At 29.2% G+C, this 22,423-nt stretch carries 20 protein-coding genes and 2 pseudogenes; 10 read left to right on the top strand and 12 right to left on the bottom strand.

Annotated elements, in window-relative coordinates; all coding sequences use genetic code 11:
- Window positions 1–294 precede the first annotated feature (294 nt).
- The 6 genes from rpsT to FMAG_RS04965 all read left to right on the top strand — a co-directional run bounded on the left by rpsT (window position 295) and on the right by FMAG_RS04965 (window position 5,817).
- A complete protein-coding gene (rpsT, locus tag FMAG_RS04990; RefSeq protein WP_005884634.1) occupies window positions 295–555 on the top strand; it encodes a 30S ribosomal protein S20 in 261 nt (86 codons plus the stop codon).
- 64 nt (window positions 556–619) lie between these two features.
- Window positions 620–1,123 carry a KdsC family phosphatase gene (locus tag FMAG_RS04985; RefSeq protein WP_005884632.1) on the top strand — a complete coding sequence of 168 codons (504 nt, stop codon included), beginning with the start codon at window positions 620–622 and terminating at the stop codon, window positions 1,121–1,123.
- Between the two features lie 324 nt (window positions 1,124–1,447).
- On the top strand, window positions 1,448–1,651 hold the full coding sequence (locus tag FMAG_RS04980; protein ID WP_005884630.1) for a glutaredoxin family protein: 204 nt from the start codon (window positions 1,448–1,450) through the stop codon (window positions 1,649–1,651).
- Window positions 1,651–3,897, top strand: a complete 2,247-nt coding sequence (locus tag FMAG_RS04975) for a ribonucleoside-diphosphate reductase subunit alpha (RefSeq protein ID WP_005884629.1) — start codon at window positions 1,651–1,653, stop codon at window positions 3,895–3,897. Before FMAG_RS04980 ends, FMAG_RS04975 begins: the two co-directional genes overlap by 1 nt.
- A complete protein-coding gene (locus FMAG_RS04970; RefSeq protein WP_005884628.1) occupies window positions 3,890–4,924 on the top strand; it encodes a ribonucleotide-diphosphate reductase subunit beta in 1,035 nt (344 codons plus the stop codon). The genes FMAG_RS04975 and FMAG_RS04970 overlap by 8 nt, the downstream gene beginning before the upstream one ends.
- Before the next feature lie 134 nt (window positions 4,925–5,058).
- The gene (locus tag FMAG_RS04965; protein ID WP_005884627.1) at window positions 5,059–5,817 is read left to right on the top strand and encodes a YdcF family protein; all 759 of its coding nucleotides are present in this window, start codon (window positions 5,059–5,061) and stop codon (window positions 5,815–5,817) included.
- An 81-nt stretch (window positions 5,818–5,898) separates the two neighbouring features.
- On the opposite strand, the gene rbr is transcribed toward FMAG_RS04965, so the two are convergent.
- The 5 genes and pseudogenes from rbr to FMAG_RS04945 all read right to left on the bottom strand — a co-directional run bounded on the left by rbr (window position 5,899) and on the right by FMAG_RS04945 (window position 11,561).
- Window positions 5,899–6,489, bottom strand: coding sequence for a rubrerythrin (gene rbr / locus FMAG_RS14035; protein WP_342354090.1), 591 nt, complete (start codon window positions 6,487–6,489; stop codon window positions 5,899–5,901).
- A pseudogene (locus FMAG_RS14030) lies at window positions 6,472–7,878 on the bottom strand ([FeFe] hydrogenase, group A); the annotation flags it as partial. The pseudogene FMAG_RS14030 and the gene rbr, both read right to left, overlap by 18 nt.
- Before the next feature lie 190 nt (window positions 7,879–8,068).
- A complete protein-coding gene (locus FMAG_RS04955) occupies window positions 8,069–9,352 on the bottom strand; it encodes a histidine-type phosphatase (protein WP_005884625.1) in 1,284 nt (427 codons plus the stop codon).
- A gap of 139 nt (window positions 9,353–9,491) precedes the next feature.
- Window positions 9,492–11,219 (bottom strand): phosphoenolpyruvate--protein phosphotransferase, encoded by a 1,728-nt coding sequence (gene ptsP / locus FMAG_RS04950; protein ID WP_005884624.1) that lies wholly within the window; start codon window positions 11,217–11,219, stop codon window positions 9,492–9,494.
- Window positions 11,220–11,297: 78 nt separating this feature from the next.
- On the bottom strand, window positions 11,298–11,561 hold the full coding sequence (locus tag FMAG_RS04945) for an HPr family phosphocarrier protein (RefSeq protein ID WP_005884623.1): 264 nt from the start codon (window positions 11,559–11,561) through the stop codon (window positions 11,298–11,300).
- A 199-nt stretch (window positions 11,562–11,760) separates the two neighbouring features.
- On the opposite strand from FMAG_RS04945, the gene FMAG_RS04940 reads away from it, so the two are divergent.
- The 3 genes and pseudogenes from FMAG_RS04940 (at window position 11,761) to FMAG_RS04930 (ending at window position 16,092) form a co-directional block, all read left to right on the top strand.
- The gene (locus FMAG_RS04940; protein WP_005884622.1) at window positions 11,761–12,777 is read left to right on the top strand and encodes an alpha-hydroxy-acid oxidizing protein; all 1,017 of its coding nucleotides are present in this window, start codon (window positions 11,761–11,763) and stop codon (window positions 12,775–12,777) included.
- An 11-nt stretch (window positions 12,778–12,788) separates the two neighbouring features.
- Window positions 12,789–13,814 (top strand): annotated as a pseudogene (locus FMAG_RS04935) (asparaginase); the annotation flags it as partial.
- 856 nt (window positions 13,815–14,670) lie between these two features.
- A complete protein-coding gene (locus FMAG_RS04930; RefSeq protein WP_005884620.1) occupies window positions 14,671–16,092 on the top strand; it encodes an aspartate ammonia-lyase in 1,422 nt (473 codons plus the stop codon).
- Window positions 16,093–16,204: 112 nt separating this feature from the next.
- Here FMAG_RS04930 and efp read toward each other — a convergent pair whose 3' ends face one another.
- The 4 genes from efp to FMAG_RS04915 are packed head-to-tail and all read right to left on the bottom strand — an operon-like array spanning window position 16,205 to window position 18,889.
- The gene (efp, locus tag FMAG_RS04925) at window positions 16,205–16,768 is read right to left on the bottom strand and encodes an elongation factor P (RefSeq protein WP_005884618.1); all 564 of its coding nucleotides are present in this window, start codon (window positions 16,766–16,768) and stop codon (window positions 16,205–16,207) included.
- A 12-nt stretch (window positions 16,769–16,780) separates the two neighbouring features.
- Window positions 16,781–17,206 carry an elongation factor P maturation arginine rhamnosyltransferase EarP gene (earP, locus tag FMAG_RS14025; protein WP_261660748.1) on the bottom strand — a complete coding sequence of 142 codons (426 nt, stop codon included), beginning with the start codon at window positions 17,204–17,206 and terminating at the stop codon, window positions 16,781–16,783.
- Window positions 17,207–17,241: 35 nt separating this feature from the next.
- Window positions 17,242–17,943, bottom strand: coding sequence for an elongation factor P maturation arginine rhamnosyltransferase EarP (earP, locus tag FMAG_RS14020; RefSeq protein WP_261660723.1), 702 nt, complete (start codon window positions 17,941–17,943; stop codon window positions 17,242–17,244).
- Window positions 17,924–18,889 (bottom strand): NADH:flavin oxidoreductase, encoded by a 966-nt coding sequence (locus FMAG_RS04915; protein WP_040493618.1) that lies wholly within the window; start codon window positions 18,887–18,889, stop codon window positions 17,924–17,926. The genes earP (FMAG_RS14020) and FMAG_RS04915 overlap by 20 nt, the downstream gene beginning before the upstream one ends.
- A gap of 141 nt (window positions 18,890–19,030) precedes the next feature.
- Between FMAG_RS04915 and FMAG_RS04910 the strand changes: the two genes are divergently transcribed.
- Entirely contained in the window at window positions 19,031–20,653 is a 1,623-nt protein-coding gene (locus tag FMAG_RS04910; protein ID WP_005884614.1) for an ABC-F family ATP-binding cassette domain-containing protein, read from the top strand.
- Window positions 20,654–20,721: 68 nt separating this feature from the next.
- Here the strand turns inward: FMAG_RS04910 and FMAG_RS13910 are convergent, their stop codons facing one another.
- From FMAG_RS13910 to FMAG_RS04900, 3 genes are read right to left on the bottom strand one after another with little or no spacing between them, the layout of a single operon-like run.
- Entirely contained in the window at window positions 20,722–21,174 is a 453-nt protein-coding gene (locus FMAG_RS13910; protein WP_222609692.1) for a DMT family transporter, read from the bottom strand.
- A 35-nt stretch (window positions 21,175–21,209) separates the two neighbouring features.
- Entirely contained in the window at window positions 21,210–21,578 is a 369-nt protein-coding gene (locus FMAG_RS13905) for an EamA family transporter (RefSeq protein ID WP_222609691.1), read from the bottom strand.
- A complete protein-coding gene (locus FMAG_RS04900; RefSeq protein WP_005884612.1) occupies window positions 21,571–22,329 on the bottom strand; it encodes an alanine--tRNA ligase-related protein in 759 nt (252 codons plus the stop codon). Before FMAG_RS04900 ends, FMAG_RS13905 begins: the two co-directional genes overlap by 8 nt.
- Window positions 22,330–22,423: the final 94 nt, after the last annotated feature.

The raw sequence follows: 22,423 nt of genomic DNA, 5'->3' as shown, positions 1-22,423 counted from the left end.
AATTATCCTTTCATAAAAAATTACAATTTTCGATATTATATAATACCTCTTTTTTTAAAAAATAGCAAGCTTGAACTAAAGAGATATTTTAAAAAAATTTCTTTATTTTTTCTAACAAATATGCTATAATAATGTTGGTCCATTGTACAAGAAAAGGTGTCTCTTTTGTAGCTTAACTTAAACAAATTAAAAAGAACTTCTGTCAATTTTCTAATTGACATTTTGTTTAAATTATGTTATCATCTTATGGAAAAAATAAAAAATTTGTTTTTTAAAACTTAGGAGGTTTTTAATTTGGCACATTCAAGATCAGCTAAAAAGAGAGTATTAATAGCAGAAAGAAACAGAGAGAGAAATCAAGCAGTAAAATCTAGAGTTAAAACTATGGTTAAAAAAGTTTTAGCAGCTGTAGAGGTTAAAGAAGTAGAGGCAGCTAACGCAGCTTTATCAGTAGCTTACAAAGAGTTAGACAAAGCAGTTACTAAAGGAATCATCAAGAAAAATACAGCATCTAGAAAGAAAGCTAGATTAGCAGCTAAAGTAAACGCACTTTAATTTGTACTTCAAGGGTATCCGAAAGGATACCCTTTTTTCTTACAAAGACTTAAGGAGGAAAATTATGATAAAATTAATAGTATTAGATGTAGATGGAACTTTAACTGATGGTAGATTATATATGGATGATAAAGATAACTGTCTTAAAGCTTTTGATGTAAAAGATGGATTTGCAATAGCTCAGTGGATAAAATTAGGAGGATTAGTTGCTATTATTACTGGAAAAACTTCTGAAATAGTAAGAAGAAGAAAAGAGGAATTAGGTATCCAAGAGTTAGCTCAAGGAGTTAGTAACAAAGTTGTAGAGTTAAATAAACTTCTAGTTAAGTACTCTCTTTCACTAGATGAAGTAGCATACATTGGAGATGATATCAACGATTTAGGAGTAATGAGTAAAGTTGGATTTTCTGCCTGCCCAAAAGATGCAGTTTCTGAAGTCTTAGAAAGAGTTGATTACATAGCTAGCAAAAATGGAGGAAGAGGAGCAGTTAGAGAGATATTTGAAAAACTTATGAAAGAGAATGGTATGTGGAATAAAGTTTTAGAGAGATATCTAAATGAGAAATAGTTTTATTTTTATAAAAAGTTGACATAATTTAGTTACTTTTAGTTTTTATTGTAAAATAACAACTGTTATAATAATTAATTTTAGAGGGTTTGAAGCCCTCTTTTATTTCACTATTTTATAAGCTCATAGACCTATTTAAAATAGCCATAATAAAATATCAAAGAATATTCTAAAATCATTTTTAGAGATATTTTAGAGCCTCTATTCTATACTAGACTTTTTTAATAAAAAATGCTTGAAAAAATCTATTTTTTATGTAATAATACTATATGTAGTATATTTTAAGAAAGTAAATTAATATATATTGTATTAGGAGGAAAACTTATGATTAAAATTTATGGAAAAACTAATTGTGGAAGATGTCAAAGTTTAAAAAATATATTAGATGAAAAAAAAGTAGCTTATGAATATATAGAAGATTTAAAAACTCTTATGATGGTAGCAAGCAAAGCTAGAATAATGTCTGCCCCTGTAGTAGAAAAAGAGGATAAAATTTATACTATGGAACAATTTTTAGAGGTTCTATAATGAAGTGGGTAGTAAATAGAGCTGGAATAAAAGAAGAATTAGATATAAAAAAAATAAGAGAGAAATTAATCAAAGCTTGTGATAATTTAGAAGTGAATATGATAGAATTAGAAAGTCATATAGATGCTATCTATCAAGAGGGAATCACTACAAAAAAAATTCAAGAAACCCTTATAACACAGGCTGTTGCTATGGTAAGTTTTGAAGAGTCAGATTGGACATATGTAGCTGGAAGACTTCTTATGATGGAAACAGAGAGAGAAGTTTTTCATAAAAGAGGCTTCTCTTATGGAAAGTTTTTACAAACAGTGAGAGAACTAGTAGATAAAAAAATATATGACTCTAGACTTGGAGATTATAGTGATAAAGAGATTGAAGAGTTAGGAAAATATATTGCTCCTGATAGAGATATGATGTATGATTATGCTGGGGCTAATATGTTGGTTAATAGATATCTTATAAAATATCTTGGAAATACCTATGAATTACCTCAAGAGGTTTTTATGTGTATAGCTATGCTTTTAGCTATAAATGAGAAAAATAGAGTAGAGATAGCAAAAAAATTCTACGATGCCCTATCTCTTAAAAAAATCTCTTTAGCTACACCTATCCTTGCAAATTTAAGAATTCCTAAAGGAAATCTTTCATCTTGTTTTATTACAGCTATTGATGATAATATAGAGTCTATCTTCTATAACATAGATACAATAGCAAAGATTAGCAAAAATGGTGGAGGAGTCGGAGTAAATATCTCTCGTATCAGAGCTAAAAACTCTATGGTAAATGGATATTATAATGCCAGTGGAGGAGTTGTTCCTTGGATAAGAATAATAAATGATACAGCTGTAGCTGTAAACCAACAGGGAAGGCGTGCTGGAGCTGTTACAGTAGCACTTGATACTTGGCACTTAGACATTGAAAAGTTTTTAGAGTTACAGACAGAAAATGGAGACCAAAGAACAAAAGCTTATGATATCTATCCTCAAGTAGTGGTATCTGATATCTTTATGAAAAGAGTAGAAAAAGATGAGATGTGGACTTTAGTTGACCCATATGAGATTAGAATGAAGTATAATCTCGAGCTTTGTGAACTCTATGGTGTAGAGTTTGAAAAGATATATCTACAGATAGAAAATGATGAAACTCTTACTCTAAAGAAAAGAATCAGAGCTAGAGAGCTATTTAAAGAGATAATGAAAGTACAGATTGAAACAGGTATGCCATATATTTTCTTTAAAGATAGGGCTAATAGAATGAATCATAATAATCATATTGGGATGATAGGAAATGGAAATCTTTGTATGGAGAGTTTTTCTAACTTTGCTCCTAGTAAAAACTATACTGAAGAGGAAAATAATGGTAGTGGAGTTAGAAAAGTAGATTTAGGTATGGTACATACTTGTAACCTTGTATCTATGAATCTAGCTGAAATAGAAAGAGATGAGCTAGAGGATATCACTGGCATAGCTGTAAGAATACTAGATAATACCATAGATTTAACTGAAACTCCTATTCTTGAATCTGATAGACATAATTCTAATTATAGAACTATAGGAGTAGGAACTATGGGACTTGCTGATTTTATGGCTAAAGAGTTTATGATATATGAAGAGTCTTTAGATGAGATAGATAGACTATATGAAGAGATTGCTCTTTATACAGTTAAAGCTTCTGCCTTACTTGCTAAAGAAAGAGGAGCTTACCCATACTTTAAAAACTCTATGTGGGATAGAGGAGTATTTTTCCAAAAAGATAGAGTTTGGTATGAAGAAAACTCTCAATTTGCTGATAAGTGGAATGAGGTATTTAATTTAGTTAAAGAGTATGGGCTTCGTAATGGAGAGCTTTCTGCTGTTGCTCCTAATACTTCTACATCATTACTTATGGGAGCTACTGCCTCTGTAAATCCAACCTTCTCTAGATTTTTTATAGAAAAAAATCAAAAGGGAGCTGTCCCTAGAGTTGTAAAATATTTAAAAGATAGAGCTTGGTTCTATCCAGAGTTTAAAAATGTAGATGCTCAAACCTATGTAAAGATGATGAGTAGAATTGGTAAGTGGATTACTCAAGGAGTCTCTATGGAGCTTCTATTTGATTTGAATAAAAATATTCGTGCAAAGGATATATATGATACATTCCTTACAGCTTGGAAAGAGGGATGTAAATCTGTTTACTATATTAGAACTATTCAGAAAAATACAAATATAGCTAAGGATAAAGAGGAGTGTGAAAGTTGTAGTGGATAGAAAAAAACTTTTTAATCCATCAGGTATTGACTCACTTAATGAGAGAAAGATTATCAAAGGAAATAGTACAAATATTTTTAATCTTAACAATGTAAAATATGGTTGGGCTAACCACCTTTATAGAACTATGATGGGAAATTTCTGGATACCAGAAAAAATTGATTTAACTCAAGATAGAGTTGATTACAACAATCTTACTAATTATGAAAAGGAAGCTTATGATGGAATACTATCTTTTCTAATCTTCTTAGATAGTATCCAAACAAATAATATTCCTAATATCTCTGACTACATTACAGCTCCAGAGATAAATCTTATACTATCTATACAAACTTTCCAAGAGGCTATACACTCACAATCTTATCAATATATTATAGAGTCTATTCTCCCTAAGGAAACTAGAAACTATATTTATGATAAGTGGAGAGAGGATAAGATTTTATTTGAAAGAAACAGATATATAGCTGAAATTTATCAAAACTTTTTAGATAATCCAGATGACAAAAATTTTGCTAGAGTAATAGTAGCTGACTATCTATTAGAATCTATCTACTTTTACAATGGATTTAATTTTTTCTACCTTTTAGCTAGTAGAAATAGAATGATGGGAACTTCTGATATAATCAGACTTATCAATAGAGATGAGTTATCTCACGTTGTTATCTTTCAACAGATGATAAAAGAGGTACAAAATGAAAATCCTAATTTCTTTGATGAAAATATTATTTATGAGATGTTTGAAAAAGCTGTTGAACAGGAGATATCTTGGACTAATCATATAATCGGTGGAAATATTTTAGGAATTACTGAAAAAACTACTGAAAGTTACACTAAGTGGCTTGCTAATGAGAGATTAAAAAGTATAGGATTACAACCTCTATATGAAGGATATGAAAAAAATCCTTATAAACATTTAGAGAGATTTGCTGATACAGAAGGAGAGGGGAATGTAAAAGCTAACTTCTTTGAAGGAACTGTTACAAGTTATAATATGAGTTCTTCAGTTGAAGGTTGGGACGAATTCTAGTTATTACCTTCCTTGACTTTTTAAAAAATTTAATATATAATTAGGGCATTACTTTGGAATTTTTCCAATAATACCTAAAAATTAATAGCTACCTTTTATGGTAGCTTTTTTTCTAAATAGAAGGAGTTGACTCTATGTTTTTAATTGAAAAATTTATATCGCTTTCTCTACTTTCGCCTCTCCCTATAATTATTATCTTACTGTTTGTAGGAGTAGGAAATCTCTTTAAAAAAAGAAAAAAATCGGGATTAGTTTTAATTCTTATTAGTATATTTTTATATCTTGCATCTAGTGAAGTGTTTATTGATAAAAAACTTTATGACCTTGAAAATAGTTATTCTATTATTTCAGAAAAGAATCTTGAAAAAGGAGAAGTCTATGTTTTACTTGGTGGTGGAATAATCACTACTACTGGAGAGGGAAATATTCCTGGCATTATGCCAGCTGTAAGAATTATGAAGACTGCTGAATATTATAAAAAATACCCTAAAAAAATCTATATCTCTGGTGGAAGTCCACTACAAAATCAAGAGAGTGAAAGCTCTGTCTATGCTAGAGAGTTAATCTCATTAGGAGTCAATTCTGAAGATATTATTGTTGAAGAAAATAGCAAAAATACAAATGAAAATGCTCTTTTTATAAAACAAGAATTGGAAAAGAATGGGATAAAAAATATTATTCTAATTACTTCAGCTTTTCATATGAAAAGAAGTATGTTTATCTTTGAAAAAAATTTAGATGGGGTAGAAATTGTTCCTGCTCCTTGTAATTTTTTAGCTTCTAAAGAAAAAGAGAATTTTTTCTATTACATACCTAAATATTATAATCTTTTAAAATTTCAACTTTGGTTTTGGGAAACTATTGGAAATATTTATTATAAAATTAGATATTAAAATTGTTTAATAATAGAAAAAAGAGAAAATCTCTTTTCTCTTAATAAGATTAAAGTAATTTTCTCTTTTTAAATTCAAATATTAGTAGTTTTCTTTTCTAATTTCAAAGTAGCTTTGTGAGTAATTACATACTGGACAAACTTCTGGAGCCTTAGGTCCTACTACTAAGTGTCCACAAATACGGCATTCCCACATTACTTGTACTCCTTTATCAAATACTTTTTGCATCTCTACATTCTTTAATAGAGCACGATAACGCTCTTCGTGAGATTTTTCTATAGCAGCTACTTTACGGAATTTTTCTGCTAATTCAGGGAATCCCTCGTCTTCAGCATCTTTAGCAAATCTATCATACATATCTGTCCACTCATAATTTTCTCCCTCAGCAGCAGCTAATAAGTTTTCAGCTGTATTTCCAATATGTCCTAAAGCATCAAACCAAAGTCTTGCATGCTCTTGCTCATTTCTAGCTGTTGATAAGAAGATCTCTGCTAGTTGCTCATATCCTTCTCTTTTTGCTATTTCAGCAAAATAAGTATATTTATTTCTAGCTTGGCTCTCTCCAGCAAAAGCTTCCATTAGATTTTTTTCAGTTTTTGTTCCAGCATATTTATTTTCAGATTTTTTCTCCTCTTTTACTTCTTCAAATACAGAAGCTGGTTGCTTACAAATAGGACATTTAAAATCCTCAGTTAACTCTCCTTCATGGATATATCCACATACTGTACAACGATATTTTTTCATATTATTACCTCCTAAATCCTTTCTTCTATCTATATAATCTGTATGTAACATACTTTTTGCCAATTCACTTAATGGCTCTCCATAAAATTTTTCATAAAGTTCCATTAACTCTTTGTTTTCATCACTTCTTCTTCTTTTCAACTCTCTATCTCTTGAATATAATCCTTCTATTCTCTTTTCACGAAGAGCATCTCCCTTTTCTAAAGTTCCTTTAGGTTGACCTCCTCCACCTATACATCCACCTGGACAAGTCATCACTTCTATAAAATGATACTCTTCATTTTCTCTTTTTATTTTTTCTATAAAATCTTTTGCTGACTTAGTTCCATAGATTACAGCTACTTTTAATTCTAAATCTTTTACTTTTACAATGGCTGTTTTAACATCTTTCATTCCACGTACTAGTTCAAAATTTAATAGTACCTCTGGGGCATCTTCACCAGTTATATATTTATAAGCTGTTCTTAAAGCCGCCTCCATAACTCCACCAGTATTTCCAAATATTACTCCAGCTCCAGAAGCTTCTCCCATAAGAGAATCATACTTGCTATCTTCTAAGGAAGAAAAATCAATTCCCTCTTCTTTTGCCCATTTAGCTAATTCTCTTGTAGTGATAACATAATCCATATCTCTCATACCTGGTATATCCAAATATCTTCCAGCAGCATTCATCTCTTCTCTACGAATTTCAAATTTCTTTGCTGTACAAGGTGTTACAGCTACATTTACAATTTTTTTAGGATCTATATTTTTCATCTTAGCAAAATATGTCTTTATAGTTGGACCTTGCATCCCTATTGGGCTTTTTGCTGACGATAAATTTTCTCTCATATCTGGCAGATATGTTTCTAAATATTTTACCCAAGATGGACAACAGCTTGTAAATTGTGGAAGTGGAGCAGTTTTTTTACTAACTCTCTCTATCAATTCCGAAGCTTCCTCTAATATTGTCATATCAGCAGCAAAGTTTGTATCTAATATATAATCTCCACCTAGTTTTCTAAGTAAAGATATCATCTTTCCTTCTAAAAATTTTCCATCCTCTTCTCCAAATTCCTCTCCTAAAGCTACTCTTACAGATGGAGATGTAGAGAATATTACAATTTTATCTGAATCTAAAATAGCTTTCTTTATGTCTTGATATTCATGTTTCTCTGTTATACTAGATGTTGGACAAACATTAGCACATTGACCACAGTTTATACATACAGCAATATTATTTGTATCTACTAACTTATATGTATTATGTACTCCAATATATTTTTCACATACTTCTTTACATTGACCACACTTAATACATAGAGACTCATTTCTCATTATTGATGGATTATCCAATTCTATTGGAACCCTTATATTTTCAGACAAATGCTTCATATTTTCTCCTTTTCTTTCTAAAAATAACCTTTACTTAATTTATAACAACTTTGTAATTAATACAATTATATAACTTTTTTTATATTTTTGCAAGTTTTTTCTTTTTTTTTATTTAAATATAATTTTATAGATATTATTTTATATATAATTTTTTATTATAAAATTCTTTCATTTCACTCCATTTATAAAAAGGAGCAATATCAGTTTTTATTGGAAGTGATACAGGTTCTTCATTATGGAGAATTTTCACAATTATATCATTAGTTTCATTTTTATAAAATATCCATTGGATATTAGCTGCCATACATGAAATTTTGCTTCCATCCCAAGTTTGATAAACTTTTGACATATCATTTTGTTTTTCTGACATTCCCTCTATTTCCATAATACTAATAAATGGTATTATTGTTTCAGCATGAGCAAATCTTAAATTGGCAGAAATATTTTTATTCTCTATTGCCTTATCACTTGTTTCTATAAACTCTTTTAATAATGGTATTGCTATATCAGTAGCTATATTTTCTCCTGTCATCCCTGGACCTTTTTCATAAAAAGTTTTTATATTATCTAATTCTTCATACCATTTTAACTCTTCTTCTGTAAAATATTTCCCAATATCAAAATCTTTTCCAATATCAGCTTGAAGAACATATAAGTCATAGAGATTAGATACAGCATCATCCCCACTTTTTAAAATAACTTTTCCCTCTTCAGATTTTAACTGTATCTCTCCTCTATTTAATTTCTCTATAAATTCCTTAGCAAAAAATTGTTCTAATATCCTATTAGTATAGTCTTTAGTCTTAGAATATTTTTTATACTCTGTTTTCCAAGGTTCTTTTTTCTCATACTCTAAATATGCTGAAGAAATATCAAAAAATCTCAATTCAATATCTTCTTTCCCATTTGTTGATACTTTAAACTTAATATTTGGTGTATATTCTGAAAGTTCTTCTAAAAATGCATCTCTACTTTCCTGAGCTCTTTTTACATAAGTAGCAACTGCTTCTACTTCTTTTTCAAAAACCTCTTTATTATTTTCATACATTCTTTTAGCTATACCTTTCTGTTCCTCAACCCCTATTGAAGTAAGCAAACCATAATTCCCTTTTTCTATTTTTAATATTTCTTCTACTTTGCCTTTTAATTTTTTACCTTCAAAAGTTAATTTTTTCTCCTTTTCTGCTAAATCTAAAAGTTCATATATACTTTTATCATATTTTGATGAAGAAAGATGCCTTGATCCATGTCTACTTATATGGTTAATATAAAATGGAACATAACCTTCAGGTGTTTTAACTGTTATTTCTTTGTAAATATATGGTTGTTTTGTTCCTAAATATTTTAAGTCATTTGTTTCTGCTAATATTACTCCATTTACAAGTAAAAAAAATAGTATTTTATTTATTTTTTTCATAATCATACTCCTTTAAAATTATTTTTTTATTTTTTAATTAATATTACTATTTTATTTTTCAAAAGTCAATTTATATATAAAAAAAGAGCTTAACTTCTATCTTTTCTAGGTAAAAATTAAACTCTTCAATTAAAAAATTTTATTTCATATTCTCTTTATTAAACTTTTTAACAATAGCTAAAACTTCATCTGGAGTTTTTTGAGCCATTACTTCTTCAACTAAAGCCTCACATTTAGCTTTCTCTAAAGACATAATATTTTTCTTAATTCTAGGTACAGAGATAGCTGACATTGAGAAAGCATCTAATCCCATTCCAAATAGAATAGCTGTTGCATTTTCATCTCCAGCAAACTCTCCACACATAGAAATTGTAATTCCAGCTTCATGAGCTCCTTTTATAGCCATTCTTATAGCTTCTAATACGCAAGGGTTATAAGTATTGTATAGATGAGAAATATTTTCATTTCCTCTATCAACAGCTAGTGTATATTGAGTTAAGTCATTTGTTCCTATTGAGAAGAAATCTACTTCTTCAGCAAAACTTCTAGCTCTAAAAGCAACTGCTGGAGTTTCAACCATTATTCCAAGAGCTATATTCTCATCAAATTTAGCTCCTTCTTCTCTTAACTCAGCTTTACACTCTTCTAATATTGCTCTTGCTCTTCTAATTTCTGTTATATCCATAATCATAGGAAGCATGATTTTTATATATCCAAAAGCTGATGCTCTTAATAGTGCTCTAAATTGAGTTTTTAATATTTCAGGTCTATCTAAGCAAACTCTGATTGCTCTCCATCCAAGGAATGGATTTTCCTCTTTTGGTAATTGCATATAAGGAAGAGATTTATCTCCACCTATATCCATAGTTCTTATAGTTACAGGTTTTCCTTCCATTTTTTCAGCAACTATTTTATAAGCTTCAAATTGCTCATCTTCAGTAGGGAATCTATCATTATTCATGAATAAGAACTCTGTTCTATAAAGTCCTATTCCTTTTGCTCCATTTCTTAATACTCCCTCTATATCTTTTGGTGAACCTATATTAGCCCAAGCTCCTACTTTTACACCATCTTTTGATATAGCTTCTTTATCTTTTAATTGTTTTAATAACTCTTTTTCAGCGAAGAAAGCTTCTTTTTTCTCTTGATATTTAGCAACTTCTTCTTCAGTAGGATTTATTATTATATCTCCTTTAAGAGCATCAACTATAACATCATCTCCACTCTTAACTAATGAGCATATATTTCCAGTTCCTACTACTGCTGGTAACTCTAATGATCTAGCCATAATAGATGAGTGAGCTGTCTTTCCTTCTATTTCAGTTATGAAAGCAACTACATTTTGTAAATCTATTTGAGCAGTATCTGATGGAGTTAAGTCTTTAGCAGCTATTATAGTATTTGGAGGTAATGCACCTAAATCTAATATCTCTACCCCTGCTACATTATATAACCATCTCTTACCAATATCTCTTAAATCTGCTGCTCTTTCTCTTAAATACTCATCCTCTAGATTAGCAAGCATTTCACAATAATCATCTATTCCTCTTTGAAGAGCTGCCTCAGCACAAGTCTCTTCATCTTCAATAATATCTACAACTTCATCAAATAAGTCTTCATCTTCTAGTAAAGTGATATGTCCATCAAATATAGCAGCTTTATCCTCACCTAATTTTTGTGCAGTTTTTTCTCTGATTCTTAATAGTTGTTCTTTTGCTTTTTCTCTACCACTTAATAATCTCTCTTTTTCACAATCAGAATCACATTTCTTTTTTTCATCGATTACTAATTCATTCTCTTGATATAGAAATATTTTTCCTATTGCAATTCCAGGAGATGCTTCAATACCCTTAACTATCTTACTCATATTTTTCCCTCACAATCATTATTCAAAAAATTTTTCAAAAAAAAGAAGGTACTTAAATAAGTACCTTCCATCATAAAATTAGTCCTTTAAGTTTGCTAGAAGGTCTCCTAATTTTTCTACTGCTTCAGCTTCGTCAGCACCTTCAGCATATACAGTTACTTTAGTACCTTTTTTTATTCCTAATGAAAGTAGCTTTAATAAAGATGTTCCTTTAACTTTTTTTCCTGCTTCATTTTCAACTTCTATTTGAGAAGCAAAAGTCTTAGCTAAGCTAACGAACTCATTTCCTAGTCTAGTGTGTAATCCAGTTTCATTTGTAATTTCAACAGTTTTACTTGTCATGTTTCTTCCACCCTCTCTTAACTTTATAAAAATTCTCTCATTATCTATAGGTTACTTCATTTTCCAAAATTTGTCAATTTTTTTTTAAATAAGTTATCAAGTTGTCATTAATTTGTTCTGTTTTAATTGACATTGTAATTATAATGGTATATTATAAAAATAGGTAATTTATCACTATTTTTAAAGGAGAGGGATTGAATTGGATATTAAAACTTTAAAAGAAAATGCTAGAGAAAAAATGAAAGGATTCTGCAATCTTTGCAAAACTTGTGATGGTGTATGGTGTGCTGGAAAAGTTCCAGGTATGGGTGGAACTGGTAGTGGTTCATCATTTAAAGTTAATTATGAAAGTTTAAAAAATATAAAACTTGTTCTAAGAACAATACATAATGCTACTGAACCAAAATTATCTTGCACTTTATTAGGTAGAGAACTATCTTTTCCAGTACTTGGTGCTCCTATTACTGGAACAAAGTTCAATATGGGTGGAGGAGTAACTGAAGAAGAATATTGTAATGATATTATTGAAGGATGCTTAGAAGCGGGAAGTATAGGTATGATTGGAGATACTGGAGACCCTACTTGTTATGAATTTGGACTTCAAGCTATAAAAAAAGTTGGAGGTTTAGGTGTTGCTATTATAAAACCAAGAAGTAACGAAGAGATTATTAAAAGAATTAGAATGGCTGAAGAAGCTGGAGCTATTGCTGTTGGTGTTGATTTAGATGGAGCTGGTCTTGTTACAATGAAACTTTTCGGACAACCAGTAGGTCCAAAAACTGTTGAGGATTTAAAAGAGTTAGTTGCTTCTACAAAACTTCCTTTTATAGCTAAGGGAATTATGAGTGTAGATGAAGCTCTTGCTTGTGTAGAAGCTGGAGTAAATACTATTGTTGTATCAAACCATGGAGGTAGAGTACTAGATTATTGCCAAGCAAGCTGTAATGTATTGGAAGATATTGTTAAAGCTGTTGGAGATAAAATCACTGTCTTAGCAGATGGCTCTGTTAGAGAAGGAGTAGATGTTTTAAAATATTTAGCACTAGGAGCTAAAGGAGTTTTAGTTGGAAGACCTCTTATCTGGGGTTCTATTGGTGGAAGAAAAGAGGGAGTTACTACTATAATGAATACTCTAAAATCTCAGCTTTCACAAGCTATGATTTTAACTGGAACTGATGATGTAAAATCTGTTTCTAATAAAATTATAACTAAATAGTGGAGGAATTAATGTTAGATAAGATTATGATAATTAATACTGGTGGAACTATTGGTATGGTTCACAGCGATGAAAATGATCCAAATAGTCCACTTAGACCTGCTAATGATTGGCATGAAATAACTAAAGAGCATCCTATCCTCAACAAATATTCTACAGATTACTATCAATTTAATCCATTAATAGATTCCTCTGATATGTCTCCAGAGATTTGGAAGGATATAGCAAAGTTCATCTCTAAAAACTATGAAAAATATAGAGGATTTGTAGTTTTACATGGAACAGATACTATGGCTTTTACTGCTTCAGCTCTATCTTTTATGTTAAAAAATTTAGATAAGCCAGTAGTTTTAACAGGTTCTCAAGTTCCGCTACAATTTCCTAGAAGTGATGCTTTACAAAATCTTATTACAGCTATACATATTGCTGGAAATGAGCTATATGGAGTAAAATTAATTCCAGAAGTTTGTATCTTCTTTAGAGATACTCTTCTTAGAGGAAATCGTTCTAGAAAGATAGATGCTACTAACTATTTTGGTTTCTCTTCTCCAAATTATCCAGCTATTGCAGAAGTCGGAGCAGATATTAGAGTAATCAAAGATAGAATACTTCCTCCGGCTAAAGAAAAATTTTATGTAGATGCTGTTATTGATAGTGAAGTAGTAGTTTTAGAACTATTCCCAGGATTAAAACCAAGCTACCTAAAAAGTATTTTTGAAAATAACAATATAAAAGGGGTAATACTTAAAACTTTTGGAAATGGTAATGCTCCTACTAATAAAGAGTTTTTAGATGTTCTTGAGTATATTTCATCAAAGGGAATAATCATAGTAGATATCACTCAATGTACTAGAGGATTTGTAAAGATGGGTCTATATGAAGCAAGTGCTAAGCTTACAGATGTTGGAGTAATAAGTGGAGTAGATTTAACTCCAGAAGCTGCTGTTACAAAACTTATGTATCTACTAGGAAAAAATCTTCCTATCCAAGAAGTTAAAAGACTTATGCAAATAGATATGTGTGGGGAACAAACTATCAGTCAATATGATTTTATTACAGAAGAATTTAAAGAAATATTTTCTAATTCTTTTGAATATGAATTAGAAATTCCAACTACACTGAAAAAAGAGGATTTAATAGAAGCAGTTGTAAGGATAAAAAATATTGATAAAAGAGAAAATTATAGTGATGATTTAAATATCTCTATAACTATAGAGGGAGAAAATTCTATCTCAACTGAACAACTGAAAATAAACAATGTTATCAATAAACTTCTTCCTAATAATAAGAAAAACTTCCATGCTATCTTCAATCATACTATAAAATCTATAATAGATAAAAACAGTATTTTAAAAATAAAAATACAAAGTAATATGAAGATTTCAATGGAAGCAATTAAATTTTCTATTTTCTCTGAATATTTAAGATAAAAATATTTTTTTACAAAAGATAAGAAATGTTATTTTATATCCATTTCTTATCTTTTTTCATTTAAACAACTCTTATTTATGATTATTTTTTTATCTTTTTTATTTTTCAAACATAGTTATTTTAAAAATTTTATTTCATCTTCATATATTTATTATTTTCAATTTTATCTTTTCTAAAAAATTATTTTATTTTTACTTTTTTAACTAATTTCAGTAAATATTCTATGAAAAATATACACTTTATCTAATATTTTTTATAATAATTTATTTTTATTTTCTTATTTTTTATTTTTATTTTTTTAAAAATATTTATTTTATATATAATTATTTAACAAATATATATTTTTTATAATAATTAATATATTTTTTGAAATTATTTTTTATTTTTTTGGTTGAAAAAAGATCAAAATAAAAGTATCATAATAGTATAAGATATATTTCTAAAAAGTTGGAGGAAAAGATAATGGAAAAATTTAGATTAGAAAGTGATTCAATTGGTACTTTAGAAGTTCCTGCTGGAGCTTATTATGGAGTACAATCTTTAAGAGGAAAAAATAATTTCCATATTACTGGATATGGACTTAGCGATACATTTATTACTGCACTTGCTTATGTAAAAAAAGCTACTTCAAGAGCAAACTACGAAGCTGGAGTAATTTCTAAAGAAGTAGAAGAAGCTATGATTCAAGCTGCTGATGAAATAATTGCAGGTAAATTTAGAGACCAATTTATAACTGACGTTATTCAAGGTGGAGCTGGAACTTCAATGAATATGAATATGAATGAAGTTATAGCTAATAGAGCTAATGAAATTTTAGGTGGAGAATTAGGAAAATATGATAGATGTCACCCTAATGACCATGTTAACTATGGACAATCTACTAATGATGTTGTCCCAACAGCTGGAAAACTAACTGTCCAATTATTAATAAAAGATTTATTAACAGATTTACAATATCTATATGATACTTTACAAGCTAAAGGGAATGAATTTGACCATGTCATAAAAATGGGTAGAACACACTTACAAGATGCTGTACCTATTAGACTTGGGCAAGAGTTTAGAGCTTTCTCTCAACCTGTACTTAGAGATATAAAAAGAATCTCTGCTGCTGTGGAAGAATTAACTTATGTTAATATGGGAGCTACTGCTGTAGGAACAGGAATTAATGCTGATGTTGAATATGTAAAAAATGTTGTAAGAATTTTATCAGAAGTTACTGGATTTGAATTTAAACAATCTCCAGATTTAGTTGACGGAACTAGAAACTTAGATAGCTTTGTATGGTTATCTTCAGCTTTAAAAACTTGTGCTGTAAATTTATCTAAGACTGCTAATGATATTAGACTTATGGCTTCTGGACCAAAAGCAGGACTTGCTGAAATATTACTTCCTCAACAACAACCAGGTTCATCAATTATGCCAGGAAAAGTAAATCCAGTTATACCAGAAGTTTTAAACCAAGTTTGTTTCCAAATCTTTGGTAATGATATAACTATAACTAAAGCTGCTGAAGCTGGGCAATTAGAATTAAATGTTTTTGAGCCTGTTTTATTCTTTAACCTATTCCAATCTATTGAGATTTTAAAGAATGGTATTATAACATTTATTGAAAACTGTTTAAAAGGAATTACAGCTCAAGAAGAAAACTGTAAATATTGGGTAGATAGAAGTGTAGGAATAATTACAGCTCTAAACCCTCATATTGGATATAAAAATGCTGCTGAAATAGCAAAAGAATCTATAAAAACTGGTGTACCTGTTGCACAAATAGTTCTTCAGAGAGGATTACTATCTAAAGAGGATTTAGATGTTATCTTAAATCCATTTGAGATGACAAAACCTGGTATCCCTGGAAAAGCATTATTAAAGAAAAATAAATAGTTTTTAATATAAAGACCAAGGTGTTTATGCCTTGGTCTTTTTGTAAATACTCATCTAGTAAAAATAATTTAAAGAAAAAGGAGAGTTTTTACACTCTCCAAACTATATAGAACTATTTTTTAATTCTTTCTACATATTCGTTAGTTCTAGTATCGATTTTTATCCATTCTCCTTGCTCTACAAATAGAGGAACTTGAATTTCAAATCCTGTATTGATTTTAGCTGGTTTTAATACTTTACCAGTAGTATCTCCTCTTAATCCTGGCTCAGTATAGATGATTTCTCTCTCTACGAAAGTAGGTAACTCTACTGCAACTGGAGTAGACTCATAATAAACTACTTCTAATTCCATTTCTTCTTCTAAGTAGTATAGAGCATCTCCTAAATCTTCCTCTTTAAGTTCGATTTGGTCCCAAGTTTCTGGGTTAGAGAAAACATAGAATGCTCCATCGTGGTATGAGTAAACTGCTTTTACTTTATCAAGTCTGATATCGTCCATTTTGTCATCTGCTTTATAAACAGCGTCAGAAATGTTTCCTGATATTAAGTTTTTCATTTTGAATTTTACAACAGCGGCGTTTCTTCCTGATTTGTTGTACTCAGCTTTTAAAATTACAAATGGATCGTTTCCAATCTTGATTGTGCTTCCTGCTCTTAATTCTTGAGCTATTTTCATTTGTAAACCTCCTCAATATTTTTCTATAAAATCTTTTAATTTATTTATAAGATTACATTTTTGTATAAGAAAATCTCTAAAGATAGAATTATTTTTCTCTATCTCTGTGAGGTTCTCAAAAAAGTAAAGATAACTTTCCTTTCCAAGCTCCAAACTGTTTTCCTTTCTAAAATTATAATCTTTAAAAAACTTTTCCATATTGACTAAAAACTCTTCAGTAGCAAAGCCTTTAATCACTCTCTTATATTTATCTAAGAATCCCTCAATCTTATCCATATGAGCATAATCCTCTTGACAGTAGATATGCCACATACATGGCTTACCTGTAAGAACAGCTCTTATAAAAGAATCCTCTCCTCTTACAAAATTAAAATCTACTACATTGATTAATTCTTCATATTCTTCCTGATTAAGAAACTCTAAAAATCTTACCTCTATTTTACCATATTTTAAAGAATTTCTAAAGTCTTCTATTAAATTTTTTCAAAAATTTTTTTTAGACTCTCCTGTGTCTTTTCTCCCATAGCTAAAATAACTACTTCTCTGTCAAGTTTTTTCACTTCTTCAAAGAGAGTTGTAAAATTTTTCTCATAGGAAAAAAGAGTTCCTACTATTTTTTTATCTCTATTCTCAATATTACCAAGATATTTTTTAGTATAAAAGTCTCTATTTTTTATAACCTTTTCTATTCTCTCTAGATAATTAGAATCGGCTATTATTCCCCCAGATTTTTCTGTAAATCCAGGCATAAAAAAAACTTTTTTTAATTTTTCCTTTCCTAGTGGAGAACTTTGTAAATGAAAATCCTCTATCCAATCCTCTGCTGAAAGATATTCTAGATTAATTAATAACTCTGAATTTCCATAAGCTATTTCCATATACTCATCTGGTATCTTACAACCAAAAGCCTCTATAATAACTTGAGATGTAGAAAGCTCTTTTGCTTTTTTCTGTACATAATCAAAAGTTATATACTCTATCCCATCTATTATTTGACACGGAGTATCTTTCACTTGAGAGTTTATTTTCTTAAATTCTTCTAATCTATTAAGAAACACTCTTATTTTTGAGTTGGGAAAAATTTTATCCAACTCCTTAGCAATACGATAAACTACTCCAATATCTCCATAGTTATCTATAATCTCACAAAATATATCAAGAGTTTTTAATTCCATTTCTAGCAATATACTCCTTTCTAGCTACATTTACCCAATTTGGACGAGCTATCATAGCTCTTCCAACAGCTACAAGGTCAAGAAGATTATTTTCAACAAGCCAACTTGCTTGTTTTTCTTTTTTTATATTTCTAACTCCAATAACAGGAATATTTATATGTTTTTTTATCTCTGTCCCCATATAAATTACCCAATCAAGTGGAAAATCTTTAGGTACATCAATTTTTTCTTTTCTTGTATATTTAGGAGCTGGAACTCCAGAAGAAACATGGATTAAATCTATTCCTAAACTCTCTAAATACTTAGCTATCTCTATTCCATCTGAAAGCTCTGGTTCATTTCCTCCCATTCTATATCCCAATATAAAATTATCATCAAATAATTCTCTTGTTTCTTCAATTAATCTTCTTGAAAAATACATTCTTTTTTCAAAGCTTCCTCCATACTCATCATCTCTAGTATTCCAAAGTCTTGAATTAAGTTGAGAGATAAGATAGGTATGGGCTCCATGTATCTCTATCCCATCAAAACCTGCAAGTTTTGCTCTTTTAAAAGCTGATTTAAATTTTTCTAAAATCTCATCAAGGATAGACTTATCTACATCTTTTATTCCTTCTTTAAATCCTGCATGATGTATCTGTATAAGTACTGGAACATTATATTCATGGCATTTGTCTGCTATTCTTTTAAGTCCAGAGATAAAGGAGTCATTCCATATTCCAAGTTGATTTTCTCTAAGTTTTCCATCTTCACTAACAGCAGTAGCTTCAACTATTACAAATCCTACTCCTCCACGAAGAACATCTTCATACCAATCTACTAACTCATCTGTAACATATCCATCTAAACCTACAATAGAAAATCTTACAAGTGGTGGAAGAACTATTCTATTTCTCAACTCTATATTTTTTATTTTTAGACTATCAAATATAGATGCCATTTTCATCTCCTTTTCTTAAAAACATTCAGGTTATATTATATGATAAAATTTAAAAAAACTCAATATATTTTTTTAATTGTAAAAGTTCAAAATAAATGATATAATATTATGGAATTTTTTGAGAGTAAATAAGGAGGAATTATTTAAATGATAGCAACTAGTAATCTAGGTATGAGATTTTCTGGTAGAAAACTTTTCGAAGATGTAAATATCAAATTTACACCTGGAAACTGTTATGGACTTATAGGAGCTAATGGTGCTGGTAAGTCTACATTTGTAAAAATCCTTTCAGGAGTATTAGAACCTACTGAGGGAGAGGTAATTTTTGACAAAAATAAAAGAATGGCTGTTTTAAACCAAAACCACTTTGCACATGAAGAGGATAAAGTTTTAGATGTTGTTCTTATGGGACATAAAAAATTATGGGATATCATTGTTGAAAAAAATGCTATATATGCTAAAGAAGAATTTACTGATGAAGATGGTATTAGAGCTGGAGAGTTAGAAGGGGAGTTTGCTGAACTTAATGGTTGGGAAGCTGAAACAGAAGCTGAAACTCTACTTATGGGATTAGGAATTGGTACTGATTTACATCATAAATATATGAAAGAGTTAGGAGAGCCAGAAAAAGTTAAGGTATTACTTGCTCAAGCTCTATTTGGACATCCTGATGTACTACTATTAGACGAGCCTACAAACGGACTTGATATCAAAGCTATAACTTGGCTTGAAAATTTCTTAATGGATTTAGATAATACTACTGTAATAGTTGTATCTCATGATAGACACTTCTTAAATAAAGTATGTACACATATCACAGATATAGACTATGGAAAAATTAAAATGTATGTTGGAAACTATGATTTCTGGTATGAGTCAAACCAACTTATGACAAAACTTATCTCTGCTAAAAATAAAAAGCTTGAGCAAAAAAGACAAGAGTTACAAGAGTTTATTGCTAGATTCAGTGCTAATGCATCTAAGTCTAAGCAAGCTACTTCAAGAAAGAAACTACTTGATAAATTACAACTTGAAGATATGCAAATCTCTAATAGAAAATATCCATTTGTTGAGTTTAAGCAAGAGAGAGAAGCTGGAAACAACATGCTTAAAGTTGAAAACCTAACTAAAACAGTAGATGGAGTAAAGGTATTAGATAACGTTTCATTCACTATCTATACTGGAGATAAAGTTGTATTCTTAGCTAAAAACGATATTGTTAAAACTACTTTATTAAATATATTAAGTGGAGAAATGGAACCAGATTCTGGAAGTTACACTTGGGGAGTTACTACTAGTCAAGCATATATGCCAAAGGATAATACTAAATTCTTTGAAAATAAAGATTTAAATCTAATCGAGTGGTTAAGACCATATTCTCCTGACCAACATGAAGCTTTTGTAAGAGGATTCTTAGGTAGAATGCTATTTACTGGAGAGGAAACATTAAAGAGCTGTTCAGTTCTATCTGGAGGGGAAAAAGTAAGATGTATGATAGCTAGAATGATGCTTACTAATGCTAACGTACTTATGTTTGATAACCCTAATGACCACTTAGACCTTGAGTCAATTACATCATTAAACAAAGCTTTAATCAACTTCAAGGGAACAATACTATTTGGAGCTCATGACCACGAATTTATTCAAACAGTAGCTAATAGAATTATCGAAATCACTCCTAAAGGAATTTTAGATAAAACTATGACTTACGACGAATATTTAGAAGATGAAAGAGTTCAAGCTAGACTTGAAGAGCTTTATGCTGAATAATTAAAATAATAAAAAGAAGAAAATTTTACTAATAGTTATAAGTAAGATTTTCTTCTTTATTTTTAATTCTAGAAATTTTTTTTAGCTATATATATTCCTATTAAAATTATTCCCATTCCAAAAAATTCTTGTAAACTCAATACTTCACTAAATAAAAAATATGAATATAGAGTAGCAATAATTGGTTGAGCTAAAACTATAATTGATGATAAATTTACATCTACTTTTCCTACTGTATAACTTAATAAACCTTGTCCAAAAATTTGAGAAATTAGTGCTAATCCTAATAGAGGGTATAACTCACTTAATGAGTGTGGATATTGTACTCCTTCTTTTAGTAACATTGTTAGAAAAAGAGTAATTCCTCCTCCAAACCCACTTATAAAGATAATGCTTAAGGCACTTACTTTTTCTCTTATTTTTGAAACTGTCAATAAAAATAACCCATAAAATATAGAAGTTATAAAAGCTAATATATCTCCCTTATAATTTTCTAAAGTTGGATTTATCTTTCCACTCATTAAAACTATTAATCCTACAATTGTAATAATTCCTCCTAGTATAAAAGAAATGGAAAATTTCTTTTTGTAAATAAATAAGAAAGAGGAATAATTGTAAATGGAACTAAATTTGCTAATAAATTTGCATTAGCTACTGTTGTAAATGAGAAAGAGATATTCCAAAAAATTAAATCTAATGCTAAAAATATTCCTGCTAATATTATTAAAATTATATTTTTAAATTCAATTTTCTTCATTTCATCTTTTACAAATGGATAAAGTAATGGTATAGAAAATAATATCCTATAAAAACCTGTTGCAATAGGAGGTAAGGAACTTAATTTAACAAATATTCCTCCAGTTGCTAAAAAACAAATTGCTAAAATAGTATAAAATATATATTTATTTATAGATTCATTATTCATTATCTTCACCATATAACTTAAAAAATTCTTCTATTTCATTTAATTCAATAATCAATCTTTCAGAAGTTTTTCCTATATTTTTTCTTTTCACTTTCATTTTTCCCAAATATTTTGTATTATCACAATGAGTCCCTCCACAAGGAACACTATAATCTAAACATTTCCAGTAAATAGCTTCATTTTCAACTGTATGATGATAACTAGAAATTTCTAATTTTTCTTGTATAAGTTCATTACATTTATCTTCGATTTTTTGAAGTTCTTCTTTTGAAAATTTTTCTTCTGTGGAGAAATCTAATCTACCATAAGTATCAGTTATTTTAGCTCCAACTATTTTTTTATCAATTCCCTCTCTCATATTTGCTAAAATCATTAATGCTAGATGTAACCCTGAATGATGTAATGTAGTTTTAGCTCTTTTTTCAACATTCAATTTAATTATAAATTCCTCTCCTAGTTCTAAATTATTTAATAAAGATATATTTATATGATGAATAATTACTCCTTCAACTTTTATTACTGGAAAATCTTCTAAATAAATATTTCTTCCTTTAATTTTTGTAGTATCTAAAAATTCTATCTCTTCTTTTGTTTTTTCTCTAATTAATATTCCACTATCTCCAATTTGTCCTCCTCCTTCAGGATAAGCAATTGTTTTATCAAAAACTAGTCCCCTTTCATTTACCTCAATAAGTTTAGCCTTACAAGTAGTTAAAAATTGATTCTTATAATATAACTTTTCTGTTCTCATTTTTCCTCCTAAATCTCTTTACAAATCATTAGAAAGATAGTACTATCTATATAACACTTAATTTACTGTTATATTACCTATACTATATATTTTT

Origin of the sequence: Fusobacterium mortiferum ATCC 9817 (genome assembly GCF_000158195.2) — a bacterium.
Lineage (GTDB): Bacteria > Fusobacteriota > Fusobacteriia > Fusobacteriales > Fusobacteriaceae > Fusobacterium_A > Fusobacterium_A mortiferum.
The sequence above is the reverse complement of the archived record's forward strand: the minus strand, read 5'-3'. Positions and strand labels throughout refer to the sequence as shown.